22 protein-coding genes are annotated in these 23,822 nt (G+C 44.0%); 11 read left to right on the forward strand and 11 right to left on the reverse strand.

The genetic code is table 11. The annotated features are described in order from the left end of the window. Positions 1 to 11: 11 nt before the first annotated feature. Both QY309_04045 and QY309_04050 read right to left on the reverse strand, forming a co-directional pair. Positions 12 to 1,073 (reverse strand): response regulator, encoded by a 1,062-nt coding sequence (locus QY309_04045; protein WKZ60651.1) that lies wholly within the window; start codon positions 1,071 to 1,073, stop codon positions 12 to 14. Then, positions 1,070 to 2,344 carry a PAS domain-containing sensor histidine kinase gene (locus QY309_04050; GenBank protein ID WKZ60652.1) on the reverse strand — a complete coding sequence of 425 codons (1,275 nt, stop codon included), beginning with the start codon at positions 2,342 to 2,344 and terminating at the stop codon, positions 1,070 to 1,072. Before QY309_04050 ends, QY309_04045 begins: the two co-directional genes overlap by 4 nt. 135 nt (positions 2,345 to 2,479) lie before the next feature. Between QY309_04050 and QY309_04055 the strand changes: the two genes are divergently transcribed. From QY309_04055 to QY309_04070, 4 genes are all read left to right on the forward strand, one after another. Then, on the forward strand, positions 2,480 to 2,914 hold the full coding sequence (locus tag QY309_04055) for a universal stress protein (protein WKZ60653.1): 435 nt from the start codon (positions 2,480 to 2,482) through the stop codon (positions 2,912 to 2,914). Positions 2,915 to 2,986: 72 nt separating this feature from the next. Then, positions 2,987 to 3,841, forward strand: coding sequence for a universal stress protein (locus QY309_04060; protein WKZ60654.1), 855 nt, complete (start codon positions 2,987 to 2,989; stop codon positions 3,839 to 3,841). Positions 3,842 to 3,897: 56 nt separating this feature from the next. After that, positions 3,898 to 4,677 carry a DnaJ domain-containing protein gene (locus tag QY309_04065; protein ID WKZ60655.1) on the forward strand — a complete coding sequence of 260 codons (780 nt, stop codon included), beginning with the start codon at positions 3,898 to 3,900 and terminating at the stop codon, positions 4,675 to 4,677. 2 nt (positions 4,678 to 4,679) lie between these two features. Beyond that, positions 4,680 to 5,027 carry a translation initiation factor gene (locus QY309_04070; protein WKZ60656.1) on the forward strand — a complete coding sequence of 116 codons (348 nt, stop codon included), beginning with the start codon at positions 4,680 to 4,682 and terminating at the stop codon, positions 5,025 to 5,027. Between the two features lie 112 nt (positions 5,028 to 5,139). On the opposite strand, the gene QY309_04075 is transcribed toward QY309_04070, so the two are convergent. The 6 genes from QY309_04075 to QY309_04100 form a co-directional block, all read right to left on the reverse strand. Continuing rightward, positions 5,140 to 5,967 carry a helix-turn-helix transcriptional regulator gene (locus QY309_04075; protein ID WKZ60657.1) on the reverse strand — a complete coding sequence of 276 codons (828 nt, stop codon included), beginning with the start codon at positions 5,965 to 5,967 and terminating at the stop codon, positions 5,140 to 5,142. Between the two features lie 151 nt (positions 5,968 to 6,118). Then, on the reverse strand, positions 6,119 to 6,574 hold the full coding sequence (locus tag QY309_04080; protein WKZ60658.1) for an OsmC family protein: 456 nt from the start codon (positions 6,572 to 6,574) through the stop codon (positions 6,119 to 6,121). Positions 6,575 to 6,672: 98 nt separating this feature from the next. After that, a complete protein-coding gene (locus QY309_04085; protein ID WKZ60659.1) occupies positions 6,673 to 7,443 on the reverse strand; it encodes a LytTR family DNA-binding domain-containing protein in 771 nt (256 codons plus the stop codon). A gap of 2 nt (positions 7,444 to 7,445) precedes the next feature. Then, the gene (locus tag QY309_04090; GenBank protein WKZ60660.1) at positions 7,446 to 8,495 is read right to left on the reverse strand and encodes a histidine kinase; all 1,050 of its coding nucleotides are present in this window, start codon (positions 8,493 to 8,495) and stop codon (positions 7,446 to 7,448) included. Beyond that, the gene (locus tag QY309_04095) at positions 8,492 to 9,589 is read right to left on the reverse strand and encodes a histidine kinase (protein WKZ60661.1); all 1,098 of its coding nucleotides are present in this window, start codon (positions 9,587 to 9,589) and stop codon (positions 8,492 to 8,494) included. The genes QY309_04090 and QY309_04095 overlap by 4 nt, the downstream gene beginning before the upstream one ends. Before the next feature lie 47 nt (positions 9,590 to 9,636). Beyond that, positions 9,637 to 11,079 carry a hypothetical protein gene (locus QY309_04100; GenBank protein WKZ60662.1) on the reverse strand — a complete coding sequence of 481 codons (1,443 nt, stop codon included), beginning with the start codon at positions 11,077 to 11,079 and terminating at the stop codon, positions 9,637 to 9,639. Between the two features lie 256 nt (positions 11,080 to 11,335). On the opposite strand from QY309_04100, the gene QY309_04105 reads away from it, so the two are divergent. The 5 genes from QY309_04105 to QY309_04125 all read left to right on the forward strand — a co-directional run bounded on the left by QY309_04105 (position 11,336) and on the right by QY309_04125 (position 19,444). Further along, positions 11,336 to 13,033, forward strand: a complete 1,698-nt coding sequence (locus QY309_04105; protein WKZ60663.1) for an amidohydrolase family protein — start codon at positions 11,336 to 11,338, stop codon at positions 13,031 to 13,033. Between the two features lie 12 nt (positions 13,034 to 13,045). Next, positions 13,046 to 14,431 carry an amidohydrolase gene (locus tag QY309_04110; protein WKZ60664.1) on the forward strand — a complete coding sequence of 462 codons (1,386 nt, stop codon included), beginning with the start codon at positions 13,046 to 13,048 and terminating at the stop codon, positions 14,429 to 14,431. Beyond that, positions 14,428 to 15,723 carry an amidohydrolase family protein gene (locus tag QY309_04115; protein ID WKZ60665.1) on the forward strand — a complete coding sequence of 432 codons (1,296 nt, stop codon included), beginning with the start codon at positions 14,428 to 14,430 and terminating at the stop codon, positions 15,721 to 15,723. Before QY309_04110 ends, QY309_04115 begins: the two co-directional genes overlap by 4 nt. A gap of 167 nt (positions 15,724 to 15,890) precedes the next feature. Next, the gene (locus QY309_04120) at positions 15,891 to 18,272 is read left to right on the forward strand and encodes a TonB-dependent receptor (GenBank protein ID WKZ60666.1); all 2,382 of its coding nucleotides are present in this window, start codon (positions 15,891 to 15,893) and stop codon (positions 18,270 to 18,272) included. After that, on the forward strand, positions 18,272 to 19,444 hold the full coding sequence (locus QY309_04125; GenBank protein ID WKZ60667.1) for a PepSY-associated TM helix domain-containing protein: 1,173 nt from the start codon (positions 18,272 to 18,274) through the stop codon (positions 19,442 to 19,444). Before QY309_04120 ends, QY309_04125 begins: the two co-directional genes overlap by 1 nt. A gap of 47 nt (positions 19,445 to 19,491) precedes the next feature. On the opposite strand, the gene QY309_04130 is transcribed toward QY309_04125, so the two are convergent. Together QY309_04130 and QY309_04135 are read right to left on the reverse strand one after the other, a co-directional pair. Beyond that, the gene (locus QY309_04130; protein WKZ60668.1) at positions 19,492 to 20,238 is read right to left on the reverse strand and encodes a LytTR family DNA-binding domain-containing protein; all 747 of its coding nucleotides are present in this window, start codon (positions 20,236 to 20,238) and stop codon (positions 19,492 to 19,494) included. Positions 20,239 to 20,244: 6 nt separating this feature from the next. Further along, the gene (locus QY309_04135; protein ID WKZ60669.1) at positions 20,245 to 21,330 is read right to left on the reverse strand and encodes a histidine kinase; all 1,086 of its coding nucleotides are present in this window, start codon (positions 21,328 to 21,330) and stop codon (positions 20,245 to 20,247) included. Positions 21,331 to 21,380: 50 nt separating this feature from the next. On the opposite strand from QY309_04135, the gene QY309_04140 reads away from it, so the two are divergent. Together QY309_04140 and QY309_04145 are read left to right on the forward strand one after the other, a co-directional pair. Then, positions 21,381 to 21,785, forward strand: a complete 405-nt coding sequence (locus QY309_04140; protein WKZ60670.1) for a DUF1761 domain-containing protein — start codon at positions 21,381 to 21,383, stop codon at positions 21,783 to 21,785. Positions 21,786 to 21,829: 44 nt separating this feature from the next. Beyond that, positions 21,830 to 22,213 (forward strand): VOC family protein, encoded by a 384-nt coding sequence (locus tag QY309_04145; protein WKZ60671.1) that lies wholly within the window; start codon positions 21,830 to 21,832, stop codon positions 22,211 to 22,213. An 18-nt stretch (positions 22,214 to 22,231) separates the two neighbouring features. Here the strand turns inward: QY309_04145 and QY309_04150 are convergent, their stop codons facing one another. Beyond that, positions 22,232 to 23,464, reverse strand: coding sequence for an ATP-binding protein (locus QY309_04150; protein ID WKZ60672.1), 1,233 nt, complete (start codon positions 23,462 to 23,464; stop codon positions 22,232 to 22,234). Positions 23,465 to 23,822 lie beyond the last annotated feature (358 nt).

Here is a 23,822-nt window from a genome sequence, read left to right on the forward strand (position 1 = left end):
TCACGGCCTGATCACCCTCTCGCCACATTCCACTTCACTACCTGTTCGAGTTTGTGCGGATGCAGTACGTTAATTTTTCCACCATCGATGGAAATAATGCCCTCTTCGCGAAAATCTGACAACACGCGTATAACCGATTCAGAAGCCGTACCCACCATCTTGGCCAGGTCATCGCGTGAAATGGAAACCACATCTTTTTCTTTTAATGTATGAATTTTCAGTAGTGCTTCTGCGGTGCGCTGACGAACCGAGTTGTATGCCAGGTTGAGCAGTTGGGCTTCTTTCTCAGCAATTTTTTTACACAGCATGGAAACGAACGTCCGTGAAATTTCCGGATGACCGTGCAGCAGGGTTAAGAAATCATGACGAGGTATAACCGTAAGCTCACTGTCTTCCAACGCCATGGCGGATTCACCGTAATTACTGTTTTCAAGAATGGCCTCGTACCCGAAAAAATCGCCCTCTTTATATAACGAGATGATCAGCTCTTTTCCATCAGCATTGGTACGGAAAGACTTTACATTACCAGATTTAACAAAATAGAGGTTGTTTGGAAGTTCACCCTCCATGTAAATGCCGGTTTTCTTTTTATAGGTTTTTACTTTTCGGTCTTTTGCCAAATCGTTGAGGTTGAGTACGCGTTGTGCATCTTCAATAAATTCATCAAGCCCCGAAGCATTAGCCGCGTATTGCTTTTTTAACAAGCTGATTTTATTTAAGCGCGCTTCAACCGCGTTTAGTAAATCGGTATCATCAAAGGGTTTGGTCAGGTAGTCATCCGCTCCAAGCGTCATGCCTTTTCGGATATCCGCTTTTTCAGTTTTCGCGGTAAGGAAGATGAATGGAATGCTTGCTGTTTCAGGTTTCTTACTCAGAATGTGCAGTACGCCATACCCATCCAGTTCGGGCATCATAATATCGCAGATGATCAAATCGGGTTTTTCTTTGCTGGCAAGCTCAACTCCGATTTTTCCGTTCTCGGCTGTATGCACATCGTAGTTGGCGAGCGATAAAATTTCTGCCGTGTTTTCGCGCACATCCAGGTTGTCTTCAATCAATAATATCTTTTTCATGCAATGGGTAGTGTTATGGTAAAGGTGCTTCCTTTTCCTTCGTAACTTTCAAAATCAATCTTTCCGTCCAGCAAATCTACGTATCGTTTTACAATGTTCAATCCCAGGCCGGTGCCTTGAATATTGGTGGCATTGGTTGCCCTGAAGAAACGCTCAAAAAGGTGCTTGATTTCGTGTTCTGGTATGCCAATTCCTTCATCCCGAATGGCAATTAGCAGGTCGTTCTTGCTTTCTTTACAGGTTATATAGATTGTCTTGTTTTTATCAGAGTACTTGCTGGCATTAGAAATCAGGTTGAATAAAATGTTGCGCATCACCCTGCGATCGAGGGGAATAGTTTTCTTCTTTAATGTGCAGGAGAGTTCAATGGTTTGACCATCTTTCAACAGCGGCCTGATCTCTTCATGAATTTCATTAAAAAACTCATCGACATTTACCTCTTCCCGTTCAATTTCAACACGGCCTTCTTCCAGTTTCCCCAGTGAAAGGAAGTCGTTCAAAATGGCGGTAAGGTGATTAACAGAGGATTTTATCCGTTGTATGTGCTTGTCAATTTTTTCAAGATCGCCCTTGTCTTTATACTGTTGCACCAACGAGGCCGAACTCATTACCGTACTTAAGGGTGTGCGGAATTCATGCGAAGCAATGGAAACGAATTTTGTTTTCAGCTCATTCAGCTCCCGTTCTTTTGCCAACGCCTTTTTGGTTTCTTCTTCAGCTTTCTTTCGTTCGGCAATCTGCTCCTGCAAAAAGTTATTAGCACGCTCAAGATCTTCCACTAATTTATTAAGCGCATCCGTTCGGGCTTGCACTTTCTTCTCCAACTCGGCTGCATACAGCAGTAATTGTTCCTCGCTTTGCTTCAGTGCTCCCTCAACTTTTTTTCGTTCGGTAATGTCAATCACAAAGGCCACTACCATAAACAGGTTGTTGATTTCCTTGTAACTGAGGCTGACTTCCACCGGAAATTCATGCCCATCTTTTCGGATGGCCATCAAGTCGCGGCCAACACCCATGCGCCTGGGGGATGGATTTTTGTGGAATTGTTCGCGGTAGTTAACGTGTTTGGATTGAAACCGGTTAGGGAGAAGAATTTCGAGGGGTTTGCCCGTAAGTTCACCGGTTGAGTACCCAAACATCCGTTCCGATACGGGGTTGGCCAGTTGAATAATGCCTTTTTCGTCTACCATCAGGATGCCTTCGGCCGATCCCTGGAAAATTTCCCGAAAGGTTTCCGATGAGTTAAACGCTATTTCGAAGGTGTTTTGCATGATTTTAAAACTCCTCCAAGATAATGAACCGCGCAAGTATGACAAAAATCAGGTTGGAAATTGATGCATGTCGTGATGATCGGCTCAAAAACCACCTACGTTCGTAGCTGGAAACTTAGTCTCGATTAAAAAATTATGAAGGCAATACTTTGTGCGATAGACCTGGATGGGGCCTCAGAGAGAGCCCTGCGCGCAGCATTGGAGTTGGCCGCTGAAAAGCAAACCAACCTGATTGTCTTGTATGCCTATCGTTTATTGGAACATAATGGCGAGGGGATTACCGAATACAGAAAGAAAACGGAAGCGGCCGCCCGCGATGCTTTTGATGTGCTGTTGAAGAAAATCAGGGCGGATAAAGCCCATGTTCCGGTTGAGTTTATTACTGAAATTGGCTTTATGGCCGACCGGATAGATTATTATGCAAGAAGCCATAAAGTTTCGTGTGTGGTATTGGGTCAACAATTGGCCATTACCATGAATGAGCACAAAGGACTTACTTTCAATCACTTTCTGAATGCCATCAAAATTCCGGTACTCATTGTTCCGGAGGCAGTTGTTGAAACTGTTTGACGATTATTACGCAGGGTGCGTTTGTTTATACGATAAAAATTATAATTTTAGCAACTGCAAAAACCCACAGCTATGAAAAAAATACTCGTTCCCACCGATTTCTCTAAAGAAGCTCAAACCGCGGCTGAAGTAGCCAGTGGTATTGCGCGGAAGTCAGGTGCGCAATTGATATTACTGCATGTAATTGAAGAAGGATCAAAGGAATCGTTTAAAGTAACCGGTGAAGTTGCGTATGCGGACATGGAAGATAAACTCTTCACCATGAAACTGATTGAACGTACACGCAAACAAATGGAACGATTTGCCGAAAGTTCTTTCTTTTCAGGTGTTAAGGTAATTCAGGAATTGCGTATGGGTTCTCCCTATCATGGCATGCGGGCCATCATTACCGAGCATAAGGTGGATCTGGTGGTAATGGGAACAGCCGGTAAGTCGAACCTGACCGAAATGATTATCGGATCGAATACGGAGAAGGTGGTTCGCCATGCGCATTGCCCGGTGTTAACCATTCAAAAGAAACCTGTTCGTTCAGAGTTTAAGAATATTGTATACGCCACTTCCATGAGCAAAGATGAAGAAGTGTTTTCACGAATTGTGAAAAAGGCACAAACCATGTATGATTCAACCATTCACCTGGTGCGCATCAACACACCTGGTAATTTTCAGCGCGATGCAGTGGTGAAGAAATACATGAACGACTTTGCCAAGAAATTACAATTGAAAAATTATACGGTTAACGTATTCAACGATATTACCGAAGAAGAAGGCATTATTTATTTTGCGGAAAGCATCAATGCCGACATGATTGCGATGGCCACTCACGGTCGCACCGGTTTTGCACATGTGCTGGCCGGTAGCATTGCTGAAGATGTGGTGAACCACAGCAAGCGCCCTGTGCTTACCTTTGTAGTAAAGCACCGGAAATAAAAGTGTAACGATTAAAATCAAACTCAGCCCGGGGGAATTTCTTTCGGGCTTTTTTCATGAAAGATTATTACAGCATTTTGGGTGTATCGCCTACTGCACATGCCAGCGATATAAAACGAGCCTATCGCAGGTTGGTGCAGCAGTTGCATCCCGACATCAATCCTGATCCGCAGGCAGCGGAATTAATCAAAGCCGTGAATGAAGCCTATGATGTGTTGGGTGATCCGGCTAAACGTAGCGCGTACGATTATTCCTTACGAAATCCTTTCACCACCATTGTTGTGGACGAAGCGCCACCACATCGCGATCGGGCATATCGAAGGCGAGGACCATATAAACCACCACCACCCAAAGGACCGAGTCACAGCGAAATGATTGCGTGGGTAATGCCGTACCTGATTAATATTGCACGGGTTGGTTTAGGGGTTTGTCTCATTCTGTTGATTGATATTATGCTGCCAGCAAAGCGAATGGAGGATGCAATCCGGCATTTTTATGTTTCAGATACCGGTAGAGGCAATGCCACGATAATGGTTTCAGAATCCGGACGTGAATTGAAACTAAGGCGAGAAGATTTTGTGGGCACACAGGCTGGCGACCCGATAATTTTTGTTGAGACCAAGCTATTGAAAGAATTACTTCGTGTGGAAGGAGGAGAAGGCAGGATTATTTTGAATGATTTTGCTTCGCTGTATGATAATTTCCTTTTTCTCCCGCTGATTGTTGGATTTTGCTCATTGATGATCGTTTTTAAAATCGGTGCTGCTGAATTGCGGTTTAACATGGGCGTTGTGAATACATTCGTGCTTATCTTTACCATTATTCTGATGTTTTAGTTATGGCCAAGAAAAACGACTGGAAAAACCGCGAAGGGGTGGTGTACTCAACATCATCCGACTTTAATTATAGCTACCAGCAGGATGATGAAGCCACTACCTTGCCACCCCAGCAACAACAATTAAAAGTACTGCTTGATAAAAGCGGAAGAGCCGGTAAACAGGTTACGTTGGTAACGGGTTTTGTTGGAGCCACTGCCGATTTGGAAACCTTGGGCAAAGCACTGAAGAATAAATGCGGTACCGGTGGCTCGGTGAAAGATGGTGAAATTATTATTCAAGGTGATTTCCGCGATCGTGTGGTGCAGATGCTGGTGAAGGATGGGTATAAAGCGAAGAGAGTAGGTTGAATTTCAATCATCAAAAAGAAGTTAACCACACAAAACGTAGTACATACTTTTAGTTTTCTATGTACCTATGTTTCGTTGTGGTTAAAATCTTGTTTTTTGTTCCGTAAAAATATCAAGCACTCATTGCCACCTGATTTACCGTTGACTTCGACAGGTACTCATACCCCCGGTACAACACCAGTATTTCTACGATGATGGCCGGAACCATGATGATGTACGCGATGAAGAAAAAGATTACCGTAATCAACGCACAGCCAATAAGAATTTCCAGAATACCGGCCACACGCGACAACTCACCCATACCGTCCTGCAGCCGGATGAGTGCGATGCCAAATACAAAGGTGAGTGCTCCTGATACCGCAGCGGCAATCGAGTAAGGCAACCATAGTCGTTCTGTGTCACCTGAGAAAAGGGTTACGCAATCCAATATTCCAATGCCAATTACAGCAGCCATCATCAGGTATGCGCCAATGGTAAGCAGTTTGTTCTCAAACAGTTTACTCAACAGAATAAATCCTCTGGCAAATAGGGTGTAAGAAGCCATCATGACTACGGTAAGGCCTATGTATACCATGTTTAACCACGGTTCCCAATCCTGCTCTTTGGTTAGCCAGGCAATATCCAGGGCGCCTAAGCTGATTTCAACAGCCAGGTAAATGGCTCCGGCAATTACAGCGGTGAGCAGTACGCTACGACCGGAATGTTCCAATTGTTCAGTTCTTGTTTCCATGTTAGTGGGTTTCGTTAAAAATGTGTCATACGATTCCCCCAGGGCTTCCAGCAAAATTTTCACGGTCGACAGGCGTGGCAGCACTTCCCCCGCTTCAATGCGTTGAATGGTGCGCACGCTCACATGACTTTTTTCTACCAGTTCTTCCTGGGTAAGGTTTCGTTCTTTGCGCAGGGCGGTTAAGCGCCTGCCGAGTTCGGGCTGTTGCATTGTACAATACGGTTTAGCTGTGCAATGATACGGGTAATACCGCTTTGGGATAGCGTATTTAGCCCGTCACTTGCCCGTCATTTACAAAAAGCAGGAAAGCAAGAGAATGGAAGCTCTTTTTGCCTTTTAGATTATGTGGATTAAATAAAAATCAAAGCACTGAAACCAAACCACCGATAACTATTGTCGGCTTCATGGTAACGGTCGATGTAATGGAGTTGGTAATCAGGCAGGCCGCTTCAGCTTTTTCCAGCACGCGCAGTGCCCTGGCCTGATCTTTTTCATGGGAAATAACCAATTGTGGTTCCAGCACTACTTCAGTCATTTTGTATTTACCATCAACCTGCTCCAGTTTTCCGCTGGCTTTGCAGGCAAAACTTTCAAATTCGAGTTTTGAATTTTCGGCAATGGCCAAAAAGGTGGTCATGAAACAGCTGCTAACGGCAGCGGTAAACAAATGCTCGGGCGACCAGATTTTTTCCACGCCTTTCGGGAAGGGCGGGGGCGTGGCTACTGGTAATGAATTTTCGAGTTCTTTACTGAAAAGTACGCCTTGACGATCGTGTTGCCAGGAAAGATTGACGGTATAGGAATGTGATAAAGCCATGATTGAAATGTTTTAACAAAGAAACCATGGCTTGTATATAAGGAGTATGACTTAAGTCACATTAAAGGATGTTTTTTGTCGGATTACTGTTAGAAAAATCACCTGCCGTCAAACCACTCTTTAAAAGGATTCACTTTTTCGCGGCTTACGATTATTTCCTTATCGAACTCCTGGGTCAGTGAAATTTTCAACCGGCTATTGGAATACATCATCACATCTTTAATGGCGTGAATATTCAAAATAAACGTTCGGTTTACCCGGTAAAATACGGCTGGGTCCAGCAGGTCTTCCAATGTTTCCAGGGTGTAGTCGACAATAAACTTTCGGTTTTGTGTGGTTACCAGGTACACATCGCGTCCATCGGCATAAAACAAACTGATCTGATCGGTAGTGATGGAGCGAATATGATCGCCCAGCTTAACCATGAATCGGTTTTTGTAATCTTTGGTTTTGTTGGAACTGAAAACATCACTTAACTGCCGCGTTTTAGAATCATTCCACTGCAATTGCTCGCGCAGGCTTTCTAATTTTTTCAGGCTGTTCGACAGATCGGTGAACGTAATGGGTTTTAACAAATAATCGATGCTGTTTACTTTAAAAGCATCCAGGGCAAATTCGTTGAAGGCGGTAATGAAAATAACGGGCTTGCGCACCTGCACCTGCTGAAAAATCTGAAAGCTCAGTCCATCCATGAGTTGAATGTCCATAAAGATCAAATCTACCTGCTCCTGATGATCTCGTAACCAGGCTACTGCATCGGCAACGCTGTTGAGGCGTGCGGCAATTACAGTTGCAGAGTCGTATTTGAGCAGGTATCGCTCCAGCTTTTCAGCGGCAGGTACTTCATCTTCAATGATCAGAACATTCATTTTCAGGCAACTTCTTCCACAATGCGAACAACCGGAAATTTAACATAATTTTCTTCATAGGCTTTAACCTGAATCATGGGTTTATCGCTATACAAGGTGTATGATTTCTGCAAGCGTAAAAAGGCCTGCAAACTGTGTTCATGTGCAAGCAGTTTATCGTTCAGTTTACTTTGAAGCACGAGGTATTCTTGATCCTCCAGGTAGCAGGATATAACAAAAGTTTCGCGTGTATTGATAATGGTGTTTCGTACAAGGTTTTCTAAGGCAATAGGTAATGATCCCGGTATAAGCACCAATGATTGTTGCGTTACTTCCGGATGAACCTGCAGTACCAATTGCCCTGCATATTTTTCATTTAACAAGCGCAATACATCACGCCCTGCTTCCAGTTCATCACTTACAGGAACAAATTCTTTATGACGATTGGTAAGCATGTAGCGATAGGTGGAGGCGAGACGGTCAATGTATTCCTCGGCTTTTTCGGTGTTGTGATACATCAAGCCGATGGTGCTCTCCAGGCTTTCATACAGCAGGTCGGGGTTGATATCATTTTTGAATTCAGTAATTTCCATCTCCAGCACTTCCTGCTGTTGTTTTTCGGATTGAAGTTTTAAGGTGTTTTCACGATTGAGGTAATAATTGCTATAGTATAAAACATTATACAAGAGAGCAGTAAAGGAGTAGATGACGCAGAATATCAGCAATTGCGATTGCGAAATGCTGAACCCTACAACCCAGTTGAAATATTGGGTGAGGCCCAACGCTACCAGGCCAACACTGATTGCGGAGGAGGTTAGCACCTGAACCGGTATGGCAGAGGATTGCCAGGTTTCGGGTAAGTATTTTTCCACTAGTAAAATGGTAATGCGCACCGCTTCAAAAGAAAGAAACGTGAGGCCGATGCAGATATACACTTCCTGTCCGATGAATATTTCCTTAAGTTGGCTAAGGTTGTTATTGATCAGCAGAATCAGCAGGTATACAATAACACCATACACTACAGGAGCAAGTAGCCGAAATAAAGGATGATGAATGAAGTACTTCTTTTTCATGAGGCTTGATTCAGCTGCTGACGTTGTATGACAGGCAACAATACGGTGTACTGCGCTTCATCTTTGATTTGAACAGGTTTTGATGTGAAGTACCGATAGCGTTGCCTAATATTTTCTAACCCGATTCGGGTAGAAGCGATCTTTGTTTTTGGTGTTTCTGTTTTTGTGTTAACTACTTTTAGTTGTGTATTGTCGATAGCAGAAATGTAGATGTACAAAGGCTGCTCGGCTGTTGCCGGATTATGTTTCACCGCATTTTCAACTAATAACTGAAGCGTAAGCGGGGGAATAACACTTAGCACCAGGTTGTTTGGAATATTAATTTCCACCTGTAACGACTGCTGAAACCGGATTCGCAACAGGTAGAAATAGGATTTTACAAACTCCAGTTCCTCCTGCAGGGTAACATACCGTTTACTTTGGGTAGCTAATACATACTGATAGGTTTGTGCTAACCTGCGAATAAACTGTTCTGCCGTTTGTGGGTCATTATAGAGCAGGGAAGAGATTGTGTTTAAACTGTTAAACAGGTAATGTGGACTCAACTGACTTTTCAATGCTTCAAATTGAAGTTCGAGTTGCTTTCGTTCTTGTTGTAATACATCTATCTGAATTACTGCATAATGCTTGTAAGAATAGAGCAACGAATAAATAACAGCATAAATAAAAGAGGCCACCAGCAACAGAATAGCAAGTTTCCAGGTAAGGTCATCGTCTTGAGCATTAAAGCCCTTCCATAAAATGGAAGTCTTTCCTGTTTCCGTGAGCAGCTTGCCAACCCCAATAAAAATACTGTACGATAAAAACGTATACCCGATGAATCCTGCAATAAAGCGAAGTGCGTAATTTCGTTGCCAGGAAATTACATGGTTGAGAAACCGGTTTAAATAATAGATGATGACTCCTGTCACTGCTCCGGTTAAGGCACTGATTAGAAAACCACTTGTATGGGTGAGATTTGGAAAGCTACCGGTTTCGCTGGTAAACAGGTAGCCGTACAATAAAATACCTGCAATGCTTGCCACTACGGCCGATCCAATAATGCTTCGGATTTTCTCCTGCATAAATGTGCGCTGGATAAACTGGGTTTTCATGGCAATCGAATGTACCAATTTTGTACATCGATTGCCACTTTATTTTGTTAATCGATCGCGCGTATTGCTTTTCCGTAATAAGTTTCTGAGCTGATTCTTTTTGCTGCCTGACGGTAAGCGTCTTTTGTCTCGGTATCACCCTGCCTTACAAGAGGAGCCAATCGGGTAAGCACGGTACTTTTATAATAGTCAGAACCCATGTTTTCCACGCCTTTGCAGATGCTGATGATCTGACTTTTAGTAAGCTGTTGTGATGACGCTTCCTGCAGCACCACCGATGTGTAATGATCCGATCCGATTCGTGTAGTGGCGGCTATCAGTTTTTTAAAATTTTCGTCCGACAACTTTTGGTTTCTCAAAATGGATTGAAGCACAGTTGAAGCGTAATGATCAGAGTTTACTGAATTTCCGGTAATGGTTAACACCTGGTTAAGTACGACCTCATCAAGGTTAGCCTGATCGGTTAGTTTTCTTAATACGGTGGTCTTGTAATGATCAGAATTAACGGTAGCCGTTGATTCGATAATTTTTGCAATCACATTTTTGGATATGCCTCTTTTATCCAACATCTTATTTAATACCTGTGTACGATAGTGGTCGGAGCTAATACGACTGGAAATATTTGCTATATCAGTTAATGACTCTTCTTTAATCTCTTGCTTATTCATTGTAGATGTTAGAACGGTCGATAGGTAATAATCCGACTTAATTGTAGCTGCAGACTCAAGAATTATTTTTACCTGTTCGGGTGCTGAAGCGTATTTATTTAGAGCTTCCTTTAGCACATTTGATTTATAGTAATCGGATGATATGTTTTGTGTGCCTTTAAAGAATGCATCAGCTGCCTCATGTGTTACCATGAGTTTACCGATATTGCTTTGCAGTAAGTTAGCGAGGTAGTAATCGGAACTAATGCTTCCGCAAAGTCCGTTAATGACAGCGGGCAGCTCATTATTGGAAATGTTTTTATCGAGCAGGAGTTTTCCATAATGTGCTTTTACGTAATCACTCTTCATTGATTTGATTTCGCTAATCACACCTGTTGCCCCTCCCTTGCGATAGAAACGGTTTACCCGACTAATGGCTCCTACCGTAGTGGTTCGCACAACCTCGGGAAGTATTTCAGCCAGCCAGTCGCGGCCAGCGGGCTCCCAATCCTTTTTGGTTCGGCCTTCGTAGTACTCCTTTTTTATGCGACCACCACCAAGCGGCTCTATTATAATAGCTCGTTTGCTTCCAAATACTGTTTTACTGATTTCCAGGTAACCGTCATCGGATATCGAACTGATGTCCCGATCATCATCCGTCACCTCAATCGTGCCCCGGTACTCAATATTAAAATCGGTAAAGCCGGTGTTGGTTCGCCACCGTTTGGTGCCGTTTATCGAGGTGGAAGAAGAGGTTTTTGTACTCGCCTCTTGTGCCGGAAGGGATAAGGAAAGGCTCAGAAGCGTCAGTATGAGAAATCGAAGAGTTACTTTGGCTGTCATAGTTGTAATGCGTTTTACTATCGTTTACGGTGCAAGTATGGGGAATGGATTTAACCCCGGGAACCATTCTGTAATGAACTGTAAATTGAATGTAGTGAACCGCTCAATTTGGGCATCTCCAGCCCTTCAAAACCCCGATTTTCAAAAAATGAGGTACCACCAAATGTAAAAATCAACCACCCATGTATTCAGTTTGACAGACAGGTACAATCCCTATATCTTGCCCTCTCAGTTCCTAATCTTAAACTTATTGTTCATGAATCGATTGTACCGAATACCCCGGCAGTGGCTCGCGTTTTTGCTCTGCTGGACAACCCTGGGAGTTTTTGCCCAGGAAGAGGTTAAGTTGGCTCCCGTTACCCGAACGTATGCCATCACCAATGTAAACATTATTCAAGGCCCCGGCCGAAAGGTCGACATGGGTACCGTGATCATCCGCAACGGCATCATTCAAAATGTTGGAAAGAACCTTTCCATCCCTGCGGATGCCATTGTGATCAAAGCCGACAGCATGTATGTGTATGCCGGTTTTATTGATGGTTACTCTCGCGCAGGCGTTACAAAACCCAAGCAGGAGACAAACCGCGAACGACCAAAAGATCCCGGAAACCCGGACCCCGAGCAAGCGGGTATTACACCACAAAATGATGTACGCACGTCATTAAATCCTACCGATAAATCCGTTGAAGAATTACGCGCCTTAGGATTTACAACGGCCCAGGTTGTTCCCTATGGAGGTATGCTACCGGGTACAGGTTCCATCATTCAGTTGGGCGGTGAAACGGCCAACGAGATGGTGTTATTGGCGAATTCAGCTTTCTATTCAGAGTTAACCGGTGCGCAGCGTATGTATCCGAACACGGTAATCGGGGTTATGTCGAAATACCGTGAGTTGTACCGTCAGGCTGCACAGGCTAAAGCGTATGAAAGTATGTACGCTTCAAACCGTGCCGGACTTGAGCGCCCAACCAACGATAAAATTCTGGAAGCGTTCTACCCGGTAATTGATAAGCGCGTGCCGGTGTTGTTCAAGGCCGATCGCTACCTTGATGCAAACCGTGTACTTCTGTTACAAAAAGATCTCGGCTTCAATGTGGTGCTGGGTGATGTGAAAGATTGCTGGGATATGATCAACAAGATTAAATCGGCAAACGCAAAGGTGTTCTTGAGTCTTGACTTACCGGATGCAGTAAAAGAAGAAAAGAAAGACGAGAAGAAAGAAGAAGCTAAAGATCAGTCTAACGCTGAAAAAGAAGCATTGGAAAAGCGCAAGGCTGAATCAATAGCTCAATATGTAGCACAGGCTTCTGCTTTTCAAAAAGCAGGTGTGTCCTTTGGTTTTTCAACAGCATCCGCTAAAACAAAAGATATTCCGGCAAACCTGCGCAGAATAATTGCTGCAGGATTAACGGAAGATCAGGCACTGGCCGCGCTCACCACTGCACCGGCACAGTTGTTGGGTATTGCTGATCGTGTTGGAACGGTTGACAACGGAAAGATAGCCAACCTGGTAATTTCTGATAAACCATATTTTAATGAGAAAGCAAAAGTGCGTTATGTATTTGTGGATGGTGTGCTGTACAAGTACGAAGTGAAAGAAGAGAAAAAGGCGGATGCCAAAAACGGCAACGGAAAGAAAGCCGATCCGAACGGGAAGTGGTCTTACACTACTGAAACGCCTCAAGGAAATTCAACTGGTGTAATCAATATCAAAAACGAAGCCGGTACATATTCCGGTACCATCACCAACAGCATGAGCGATCGTGAAACAGAGTTGAAGTCCATCATGGTCGATGGTAATGTGTTGTCCTTTTCTTTTGGCTTTGATGCCGGTGGAGGCTCCATGACCATTGATGTGAACTTGACTATTGATGGAACTGACTTTGAAGGAACCATGTCGGTTGGACAGTACGGAAGTTTTCCGATGAAAGGTTCAAAAGATCCCAACCGTTAATCTGAAGAAATTATGAAGAAATTAATAATAACCTTATTGTTTGCTGCTGCGATAAACCTTCTTTACGCGCAGGTTGAACGTGGCAACGTGTTGATTAAAGGTGGTACGGTGTTAACCGTCACCAAGGGCACGCTTGAAAATACCGATGTGTTGGTGAAAGATGGTAAGATATCACAGATTGCCAAAGGCATTGCTGCTCCTGCCGGTTATAAAGTAATTGATGCAACCGGCATGTTTGTTATGCCGGGCATTATTGATGCGCACTCACACGCAGGTATTGATGCCATCAATGAAGCTACCAGTCCGGTAACTGCAGAAGTGTTTACCGGTGATGCAGTAAATCCTTTTCAGATTGGATTGTACCGGGCATTAGCTGGTGGCGTTACATCCATACATGCCATGCATGGCTCAGCCAACGCCATTGGTGGAGAGTGTGAAACGTTGAAACTTCGCTATGGCGTGAAAGATCCTGAGTTATTGAAGATGGAAGGCGCACCGCGCACCATCAAGTTTGCGTTGGGTGAAAACCCTACACGTGTGCACGGCAGTGGTAACGCCATTGTTCCCCGTACCCGTATGGGGGTTGAGTTTGTAATCCGCGAAGCTTTTTCGGAAGGAAAGGCTTACATGGAAAAGTGGGATGCCTACAACAAGGCTAAAACACAAAAAGGATTCCGTGGAGCACCACCTGCTTACAATAAGCGCTTGGAAACCATGGCCGATATTCTCCGTGGCAACATCATCATTCACTGCCATTCATATCGGGCTGATGAAATTTACATGTTGCTGAACGTCTGCCGCGATTTCGGAATCAAGCGCCTGGTGTTTCAGCACGTGAATGAAGGTTTCAAGGTTGCCCCTGAATTGGCTGAGTACGGTGCCATGGCTTCTGTATTCTCCGACTGGTGGGCCTATAAATTTGAAGTGTATTACTCAACTGCCTACAATGCAGCTATTCTCGCCAAGAATGGTGTAACCACTTCTATCAATTCAGATGATGGCGAATTGATGCGCCACCTGTATCACGAAGCAGCCAAAACGCAAAAGTATGGCCAGCTTTCGGATGACGAGGCGTTGGCTATGATTACCATCAACCCGGCCAAGCAACTTGGTGTAGATAACCGCATTGGTTCAATTGAAGTTGGAAAAGAAGCGGACATCGCCATCTTCAAAAATCACCCGCTATCTATTTATACTGTACCCATGGTAACCCTGGTAGATGGTGTGGTTCGATTTGATCGTGAGAAGGATGCCGATGATCAACGTATTTATGTTGATCCGAAGCAAACGATTGATGTTACACTGCACACCAGCTCAGGTCATGATCATGAAACCTGCATGCAAGGTGCGGAATACACCTTTGTAAGATTGTTTGGCCTTAACCAACAAGAAAAATGAGAAAGAAATTAACCATACTGTCGGCATTGGTATTTACGTTGCTGACTTTCACATACGCGCAAAGCCCGAAAGGAACAAAGGGAACTTTTGCGTTAACCGGAGCTACCATTGAGACGGTTACACGCGGAACGATTCAAAACGGAACCGTGATTATCAGCGATGGCAAGATCACGGCCGTGGGCGGAAATGTTGCTGTGCCGCAAGGTGCAACCGTAATCGACTGCAAAGGAAAATTTATTTATCCGGGCATGATCGATGGTGGTTCAATACTGGGTCTATCGGAAGTAGGTTCTGATCCGCGTACGCAAGATTACAATGAAGTAGGCGATGTGGTGCCGCAAATGAAGGCACTTACCGCGGTTAACCCGAATGCAGTAGCTATTCCGGTAACGCGCATCAGTGGTGTAACCACTACACTGGTGGTACCGCAAGGCGGGTTGTTTCCAGGTACCGCTTCATTGATTAACCTGCATGGTTATACACCTGATCAGATGTACGCAGGCTTTGATGCGGTGGTGATGAATTTTCCAACAACCGGTCGCAGAGGATTTTGGGATCGCAGATCAGATGATGACATCAAGAAAGCTGTTGAAAAAAGTCTTGGTAAGATTAACGAGGTGTGGGAGAAGACTATTCAGTATCACAAACTGGATTCTGCCAACAAGGGTAAGGTAACGTATTATCCTGAGTTGGAGGCCATGCTACCTGTAGTTCGTGGTGAACGTACACTGATCATTGAAGTAAATGCATCGAAGGATATTCAAGCCGCTATAAAATGGGTGCAGGAGAAAAAGATTAAGAAAGTAATCTTATCAGGTGTGGCTGAAGGCTGGCGCGTGGCAGATGAAATCGCCAAATCAAAAATTCCGGTAATAACCGGGCCGGTAATGAATTTGCCCACACGTGAGTACGATCGTTATGACAGGCCTTATGCCAATGCAGGTTTGATGAAGAAGGCTGGCGTAACCGTAGCCCTTCAGGCAGGCGACAGAAACATGAACTACCGAAACTTGCCATACCATGCCGGTTTTGCGGCAGCATATGGCTTAGGTAGGGAAGAAGCACTTAAGTCGGTTACGATCGTACCGGCACAGATTTTTGGTGTAGCCGATAAATTGGGTTCTATCGAGGTCGGAAAAAGTGCAACCTTGTTTGTTTGTGATGGCGATCCCTTCGAAACCAAAACGCAGGTACAGCATGTGTTTATTGAGGGCTGGCAAATGCCGATGGTAAGCCGTCAAACGGAACTATACGATGAGTTTTTAAATCGTTCTCCTGGTGTAAAGAAATAACTTTCTGGTTTACAGGGCAGTTTATTAGCCCCTACTCAAAGCCGGTCTGACGTTAAGTCGGATCGGCTTTTTTTGTGGAAATAAAAGCTAATTTTCTTTTGTTTAGAATTAGTCTAAATAAATATATTTGCCCCGTATTTAGATAATTCACCTAAAACTCACTTTAAATGCACTATAGATATCTGTTTACCTTACTCATGTTTGCCTGCATTTCAGGCGTTGCGTACGCGCAAACCGGTACCATTCGGGGTACGGTTACAACGGCTGATGGGCAGCCAGCAGAATTTGTTCATGTGGCCTTAAAAGGAACTACGAAGGGTTCCTCAACCGATAAAGCCGGTAAGTTTGAAATCCGAAATATTCAACCGGGTACCTATACCCTATACGCCTCGCTGGTAGGAGCAAACGCACAGGAGCAAAGCGTTTCAGTAACCAGTAATGCCGTTACTGAAGTTTCATTTAGCCTGAACGAAAGCTTTCAGGAGCTTTCTGAAGTTACCGTATACGACAGCCGCATTAATCGCTTTTACAACGACAGTTCATTTGCTGTAGCAAAGCTTCCGCTGAATGATCTGGAAAATCCCCAGGTGTATAATTCCATTTCCCGTAAGGTGATGATGGAGCAGGTGGTAACCAACCTGAACGATGCATTAAAAAACGCAACCGGCATTACCCGGTTATGGGAATCAACTGGTCGTGGGGGAGATGGAGCCGAGTATTATGCTATGCGCGGCTTTGCACTTCAGCCGAATTTGGTTAATGGCATGCCGGCCATCAGCAACGGTGGTTTGGATCCGGTAAATGTTGAGTCGATTGAAGTAATCAAAGGTCCTTCAGGAACCTTGTACGGCAGTCCACTTATTTCGTATGGTGGCCTCATCAACATCACCACCAAACGTCCGTTTGAAACCTTTGCAGGCGATGTTGGCTTGATTACCGGCAGCAACGGGCTCACACGCCTTACGGCAGATGTAAATATTCCGTTAAATGAAAAAACTTTTGCCCGCATCAACACGGCTTTCCACACGGAGAATTCATTTCAGGATGCTGGGTTTACAAAATCATTTTTTATTGCGCCATCTTTTTTAATCAAGTCAAGCGAACGACTGACATTCCACATCAACACGGAATTTCTTTCCAAAGAATCAGCCAACGCTCCGATGGTTTTTTTGAATCGTTCCAATCCACTTTCATTTAGTGAGATCAGTACATTCCAGAATCACTACCAGACTTCGTTTACCAGTAATGACCTGTCCATTCGTAACCCTTCCTTCGGTTTGCAAGCACAGGCTATGTACAAAATTTCTGATAACTGGACATCCCAAACGATCTTATCAAAGAGTAATACGAAAACAGATGGGTACTATCACTACCTCTGGGATTTTTCTGATGGCGATACCTTTGGTCGTTACATCTCCCGCAGAAATGGAGAAACCATCACCACGGATTTTCAACAGAACTTCATCGGAGATTTTAACTTGGGGAATCTGCGTAACCGCATGATCATCGGGTTTGATTTCTTCCGCTCAAATATTCTCAATGGAAGCACCGGATGGAGGCTGAACGGACAAGTGACTTTATCGGATGGCGAAGATACCGGAATATTAACACGTGCAGGTGTTGATAATATTCTGGCTGATTCTTTTGAAGGTAACTCCGAAGCCGAAAGCAAAGTGATCAGTGCGTACATTTCAGATGTTATCAACATTACCCCGGCATTATCCGTTATGGCAAGCGTGCGCCTCGACCAGTTCAGTGGAAGTACAGCTTATTGGTCTACTGATGAGGTGAAATCGCAAACTACGGTATCACCAAAGTTTGGTGTGGTGTATCAGCCGATCAAAGACCAGGTATCCATCTTTGCCAACTACATGAATGGATTTATCAATGTGGCCCCTCAGGCTGTGTTTGATGGAGGAGGTAATCAACAAGGTATGCGAACATTTGATCCTGAACGTGCCAACCAGATGGAAGTAGGAGTGAAGGCCAATACATTAAACAAGAAGCTTACTTTTTCGGCCAGCTACTACAACATTCAGGTCGGTAACCGGGTGATGACCGACCCTGAAAACCTGAACAATTTTATTCAAGGTGGCGAAGTGGAAAGCAAAGGCTTTGAAATCAGCACCATCGCCAACCCGGTAAAAGGATGGAACATCATTGCGGGCTATAGCAAGAATGAGAGTGAAGTTACGGTTGACTATCCTGCAGCAGGCTACCTGGGCATGCGTCCTGAAGAAGCAGGTCCGGAACAACTCATTAACTATTGGACAAGCTATACGCTTCAGCATGGCATATTGAAAGGGTTTGGTATTGGCTTCGGGGGCATCAGCGCAAGTGAACACAAAACGCTTAACCGCGACAACATCGGAACGTTTACGTTGCCCGCTTACCACGTTATGAATGCTTCGCTTTCTTATATGTCGCGTAACTATGCGGTAATTCTGAAAGTGAATAATCTTACCGACAAACAATACTTCTCAGGTTGGTCGACCGTAACACCACAAAACCTGAGAAACATTTCAGTAAGCCTGAACTATCGATTTTAGTGAAATCAAAGGTTAAAAAGTTTGTACGCTTCATGCACCTGTGGCTCGGATTGATTTCCGGGCTACTGGTTTTTATTATCGCCATCACCGGATGTATCTACGCGTTTCAGGAAGAGATTCAGGATATAACGCAGCCGTATCGCTATGTTGAAAAGCAGGATGCTGCTTTTCTTCCGCCTTCGGCCATTCAAAAAATTTCGGATGCTGCCCTTCCGGGAAAACACATTCACGGAATTTTATACTATCGCGATGGGCGCGCGGCCAAATCGATTTACTACAGCTTTGAAGAACATTATTATTATTTCGTTTATGTAAATCCGTACACGGGCGAAGTACTCAAGGTTAAAAATGAGTTTGCTGATTTCTTCCGCATTGTACTGGATGGGCATTTTTATTTGTGGCTTCCGCCCGAAATCGGTCAGCCGTTAGTGGCCTCTTCTTCACTGGTTTTTTTGGTTATGTTAATTACCGGCATTGTATTGTGGTGGCCCAAGAACAAAAAATCGGCTAAGAAAAAATTCACCATTAAGTGGGATGGTAAATGGAGACGAAAGAATTACGACTTGCACAGCGTGTTGGGTTTCTATGCCTCGTGGCTAGGATTAATTTTAGTGTTAACCGGATTAACCTGGGGATTTATTTGGTTTCGCGATGGGCTATTTGCCGTAGCTTCCGGTGGAAAGAAATTTATTGAGTATTATAATCCTGTCTCCACACCAACCGGTGAAACATCTACGGTTCCGGCCGTAGACCGAGTGTGGGAAATCATGCTGAAGGAATATCCGGATGCCGGATGGATTGAAGTGCACCCACCCGAAGAAGAGCATGCGGCCATTGCCGCCAATGCGAATCCGGATATTTCAACGTATTGGAAAATCGACTACCGGTATTTTGATCAATACTCGTTGCAGGAACTTCCGGTTGACCATGTGTGGAATAGGTTTGAAGCATCCACCGGTGCGGAGTTGTTGATGCGCATGAACTACGACATACACGTGGGCGCCATTCTGGGTTTACCCGGTAAGGTGTTGGTCTTCCTGGTTAGTTTAACCATTGCTTCACTTCCGGTAACAGGTGTGATTTTGTGGTTGGGCAGAAGGAAAAAGGACAAGGCCAGGCAGTTTGATGTTCAGGAGAGTCGTTCATCGCAAATTCCTGTCAGTATGAGTTAATCGAAAACTGACTAATTCCAGAGAACAGTTATCAGGATTTATCGGCATCACACTTTACCAATCCACTTTCTAAACTCCGGAGCGGTCTCCTTACTCACGAAGATGTCTTCATTCATGGCAGGCTGAAGAAATATCTTAATCTTACCACTTTCGGGTTTAAACCGTTCTATGGCTTCCCGGCTGCTGATGTACTTTCGGTTAATGCGAAAGAATACCTGCCTATCCAGTTTCGATTCAAGTTCGCTTAAGGTCATGTCAACAATAAAACGCCTGCCTTCCTTATCGCGGGCAAAGGCTACTTTATGTTCTGTATAAAAGTAGGCGATATCAGGTATTTCGAGTGTAATGAATTCGGTCCCTTTCTTTACCACCAGACGTTGAATGGTGGCGGAAGTAGGGGTAAAGGTGGCTAGTTTCAATGCTTGACCTGCAAAATGATGCTCAAACCGCTTTACTTTTTCGATGGCTCGTTTCAGTTTGCTATCGGTAATGGGCTTGAGCAGGTAATCAATGGAGTTATACTCAAATGAATCCAACAGGTATTTGTCGTACGCGGTGGTGAAGATTACCGGAAATTCAACAACGCATGTTTTGAAAATCTCAAATGAGTGATCATCCGAAAGCTGAATGTCGACAAAAGCTAAATCTGGATGTGGGTTTGTGGTTAACCAATGTATGGAACCTTTTACGCTTTCAAGCCGACCAATGATCTCAGCATCCGGAACCAACCGACCGATCATTTCTTCCAGTTTTTCGCGAGCCAGTTTTTCGTCTTCAATAATCAATATGCGCATCACAAGTCAGGTTAGCTTAACCAGGGGCAGGGAAATGGAAAAGAATTTTTCTGTTTTGCTTACGGTTATCGTTTTTCCGGTAAGAATTTTAAAGCGTTCATCCAGGTTTTGCAACCCGATTTTGGATGAGTGACGGATACTTTTTTTCTCCCGCAAGGCATTTTGAACTACCATTTTTGTGCCCTCTAGTTTCAAGCTCACCTCCAGGGGCTCTTGTTCCGAAATTTCGTTGTGCTTCACAATATTCTCCATTGCGATAAAAGCGGAAATGGGCGGAATGAGAAATTCTTTTTCCGTTGAACCATTAAATTGCTTTTGAATATTTAACGCATGGCCGAAGCGAAGCGTTAGCAATTCGGTATATTTTTCCACGAAAGTGAGTTCATCTTCCAGCAATACAAGGCTCTGATCTTTCTGGCTGAGGATATACCGGTAAATATCGGCCAGGTTCTCCGTGAATTGAAGAGCCTTTTGCGAATCGGTAGTGATCAGGTGCGAAAGACTGTTCAAGGCATTGAACATGAAGTGCGGATCGATTTGATTTTTTAAAGCCTGTAACTCCGCCTCAGCCTTGGCTTGTTTTAACAGTGCATTTTTCGTTTGCTCGTGTTGCTGTTCTTTTACCATAAATACGGTTTCATACACGTGGGTGATAAACAACACGGTAATCACTATGAGCAAGGCTACAATTAAAATTGTATTCCAGTTTATCGCATCGAAACCTGCCCATCGGTACCACAAACACAACCAGGCGATGGTGAGCGGAGTGGTATAGAAGATGTTGTTGACAAATAACAGAATCAGTTTTTCGATGGGTTTATCAAACCACGTAAACCGTTGTCGCGTACGAAACATCAGGTAACGGTTGCCTTGCCATACTAACCCGGCTAGCAGAATGAAGTAAGGGTAGCCCAGCCAATAGGCAACATCGTGAAGGGTTAAGTGGCCAAACACTCCGGTAATGTTGGGGATTACAATTCCAAAAAAAGGTATGCCTACCAAACGAATGGTGGTGTCATTGAGCTGAACTTCTTCAGGTTTTTCCGGTTCAGGCGCAATTTTTTCCGGTTCGGTAAGTGTATCAGGTTTCACAAGGATAAAGGTGACAAATTCCGTAATCATTTCAACCAACCCTTTTGTATATGGAAAATATGGATTTGAATTACTGGGCTATTCTGGTGGCCGCTTTATCAACGTTCTTAATCGGAGGATTGTGGTATTCGCCCGCTGTTTTTGGTAAAGCCTGGATGAAGGAAAACGGATTTACTGAAGATGATCTAAAGAAAGGGAACATGGCAAAAATTTTTGGCCTCGCCTTTTTTCTGGGATTAATAGCAGCCATTAATCTGGCCATGTTTATGGGACCCGAAAGCGACCCAACCATGGGTGCGTTGTGGGGTTTTTTGGCCGGCTTTGGCTGGGTGGCCACTTTTGTAGGAACACATTATTTGTTTGAACGTAAATCATTCAAACTATTTTTGATCAATGCCGGGTACAGCGTAGTGGCGCTTACCGTAATGGGCGTAATCATTGCGGCCTGGAAGTAATCTGATCTTCGTAAATTGAATTGAATCGTAACCCGAAATCAACCATGAAAAAACTTAACAACGCGGTAAGCTGGTTTGAAATACCGGCAACTGATCTTAATCGTGCCAGGAAATTTCACGAAACCATTTTTGGTATCGAGCTGACAGAGATCACCATGGCAGGTGATTTGAAAATGGCCATGTTTCCTACCGAAGACGGAACGATAGGCGGAGCCCTGTGTATGCATAAAGATTTTTATCATCCATCACAACAAGGTACAACGGTGTACCTCAATGCAAGCCCTGATTTGCAGGAGGTACTTTCAAAAGTGGAAGGTGCCGGAGGCAAAATCTTCATGCCGAAAACCCAGATCACACCTGAGTATGGATACATGGGCGTATTCATCGACAGTGAAGGAAACAGGGTAGCCCTACATTCAATGGGGTAGCAGTTAAGCGCTTCGCAATCAGATAGCCCTTTCAACCTGACTGGAAATAGTTTCCGGCAAATTACTTAGAGAAAAATAAAAAGTAGCTCCTTCATTTTTCTTTGCTTCAGCCCATATTTTGCCACCGTGGCGGTGTACGATCCGGCTTACCGTGGCTAGCCCTATGCCATTTCCTTCAAACTCACTTTGGTTATGTAATCGCTGAAAAGCAATAAAAAGTTTTTTGGCATATTTCATATCGAATCCTATACCGTTATCACGAACAGCGAAAATTATTTCATTGCCTTCTTCTTTTGAAGATACTTCAATATACGGATGTTGAACTTTGGAGGAATACTTAACAGCATTTGCAATGAGATTATACATAACCTGTTTCATCAGGCCGTAATCTGCCTCAATTTCGTGCAAAGGATGAATTAAAATGGTGGCCTTTGTATCCAGGTCGCTTTCAATATCGCTGACAACCGATTTTGCTAAGGCATTCATGTCGATACGCGTTTTGGAGATTGCTTTTTTATCGAGCTTGGAAAAAGCCAATAAGTCATCCACCAATGCGCTCATACGAACAGCGCTTGTGCGGGCAGCCTGTAGCATTTTTAATTCACCATCTGCTAGTTTTTCGTTTGCATTTTCCGAAACCAGTCGAATCAACGAGTTAATGGAGCGAAGGGGGGATTGTAGGTCATGCGATACGGAATATGAAAAAGCTTCCAGTTCCTGGTTCAGAAATTCCAATTCCGCGGTTCTTTGCTTGACACGTTGCTCAAGTTCGTTGTATACATTAATGTTCTCCATGGATACCGAAGTAATATCGGCAAGTGCTTGTAACAACTCCACTTCCTCTTTTGTGCATTCATGCTCATATGCCCAATAGTTGCCGATGGCACCAACGGGATTCATAATCCGTATGGGTACGATCACCAGGCTCTTCACAAAGGTGGGTGAGTAGGCTTCGGAAGGAACACGCGGGTCAGCGTAGATGTCTTTAATCACTACACTGGCACGGTTAAGCATGGCCCATCCGCTTACGCAATGCTCAAGTGGAAAGCGCTGCCCTTTCCACAACGGGGCAATGGCATCTTCGTTGGCGTAGAAGCAATAGTCTTTATCTTTTAAAACAAATGTGGCTCCTTCTGCCCCTGTTAATTTCCGGGCAGTCCGTTGAACGATCTCAATAACGGAATCCAGATCCCGAATGAGGGAAAGTTGTTGAATGGTGGAGACCAGTAATTTTAAATGTTCTCCTGTCATAATAGTTGTTTCGGTTCAGGTTGAACATGGCGTTTAAGTGCCTCTACGAAGTTACCAAAAATTTTGCAAAAATAGGAGAAACTCCTATTTGCTTTAAATTTCAGGCTTGTCGGATTTTGCCCTTTACATCTGGCCATTAAGACTGTTGTAGTGACACTCTCGGAATTATGATCAGCTATTCAATTGTCAATGCAACAAGAATTATGATCAATAAGTAGAAAAGAGCTCCAGATGATAATAGAAACACTACTCGCTTTCTCTCTTTGTCAGTTGGGTCACCATGATAGAATATCTGGTAGCCTGTGAATCTAACTAGTACTAAAAACGCTAGTGGTCCAAAAAGAAACATTAGAATATC

Source organism: Cyclobacteriaceae bacterium (assembly GCA_030584025.1).
Lineage (GTDB): Bacteria > Bacteroidota > Bacteroidia > Cytophagales > Cyclobacteriaceae > UBA2336.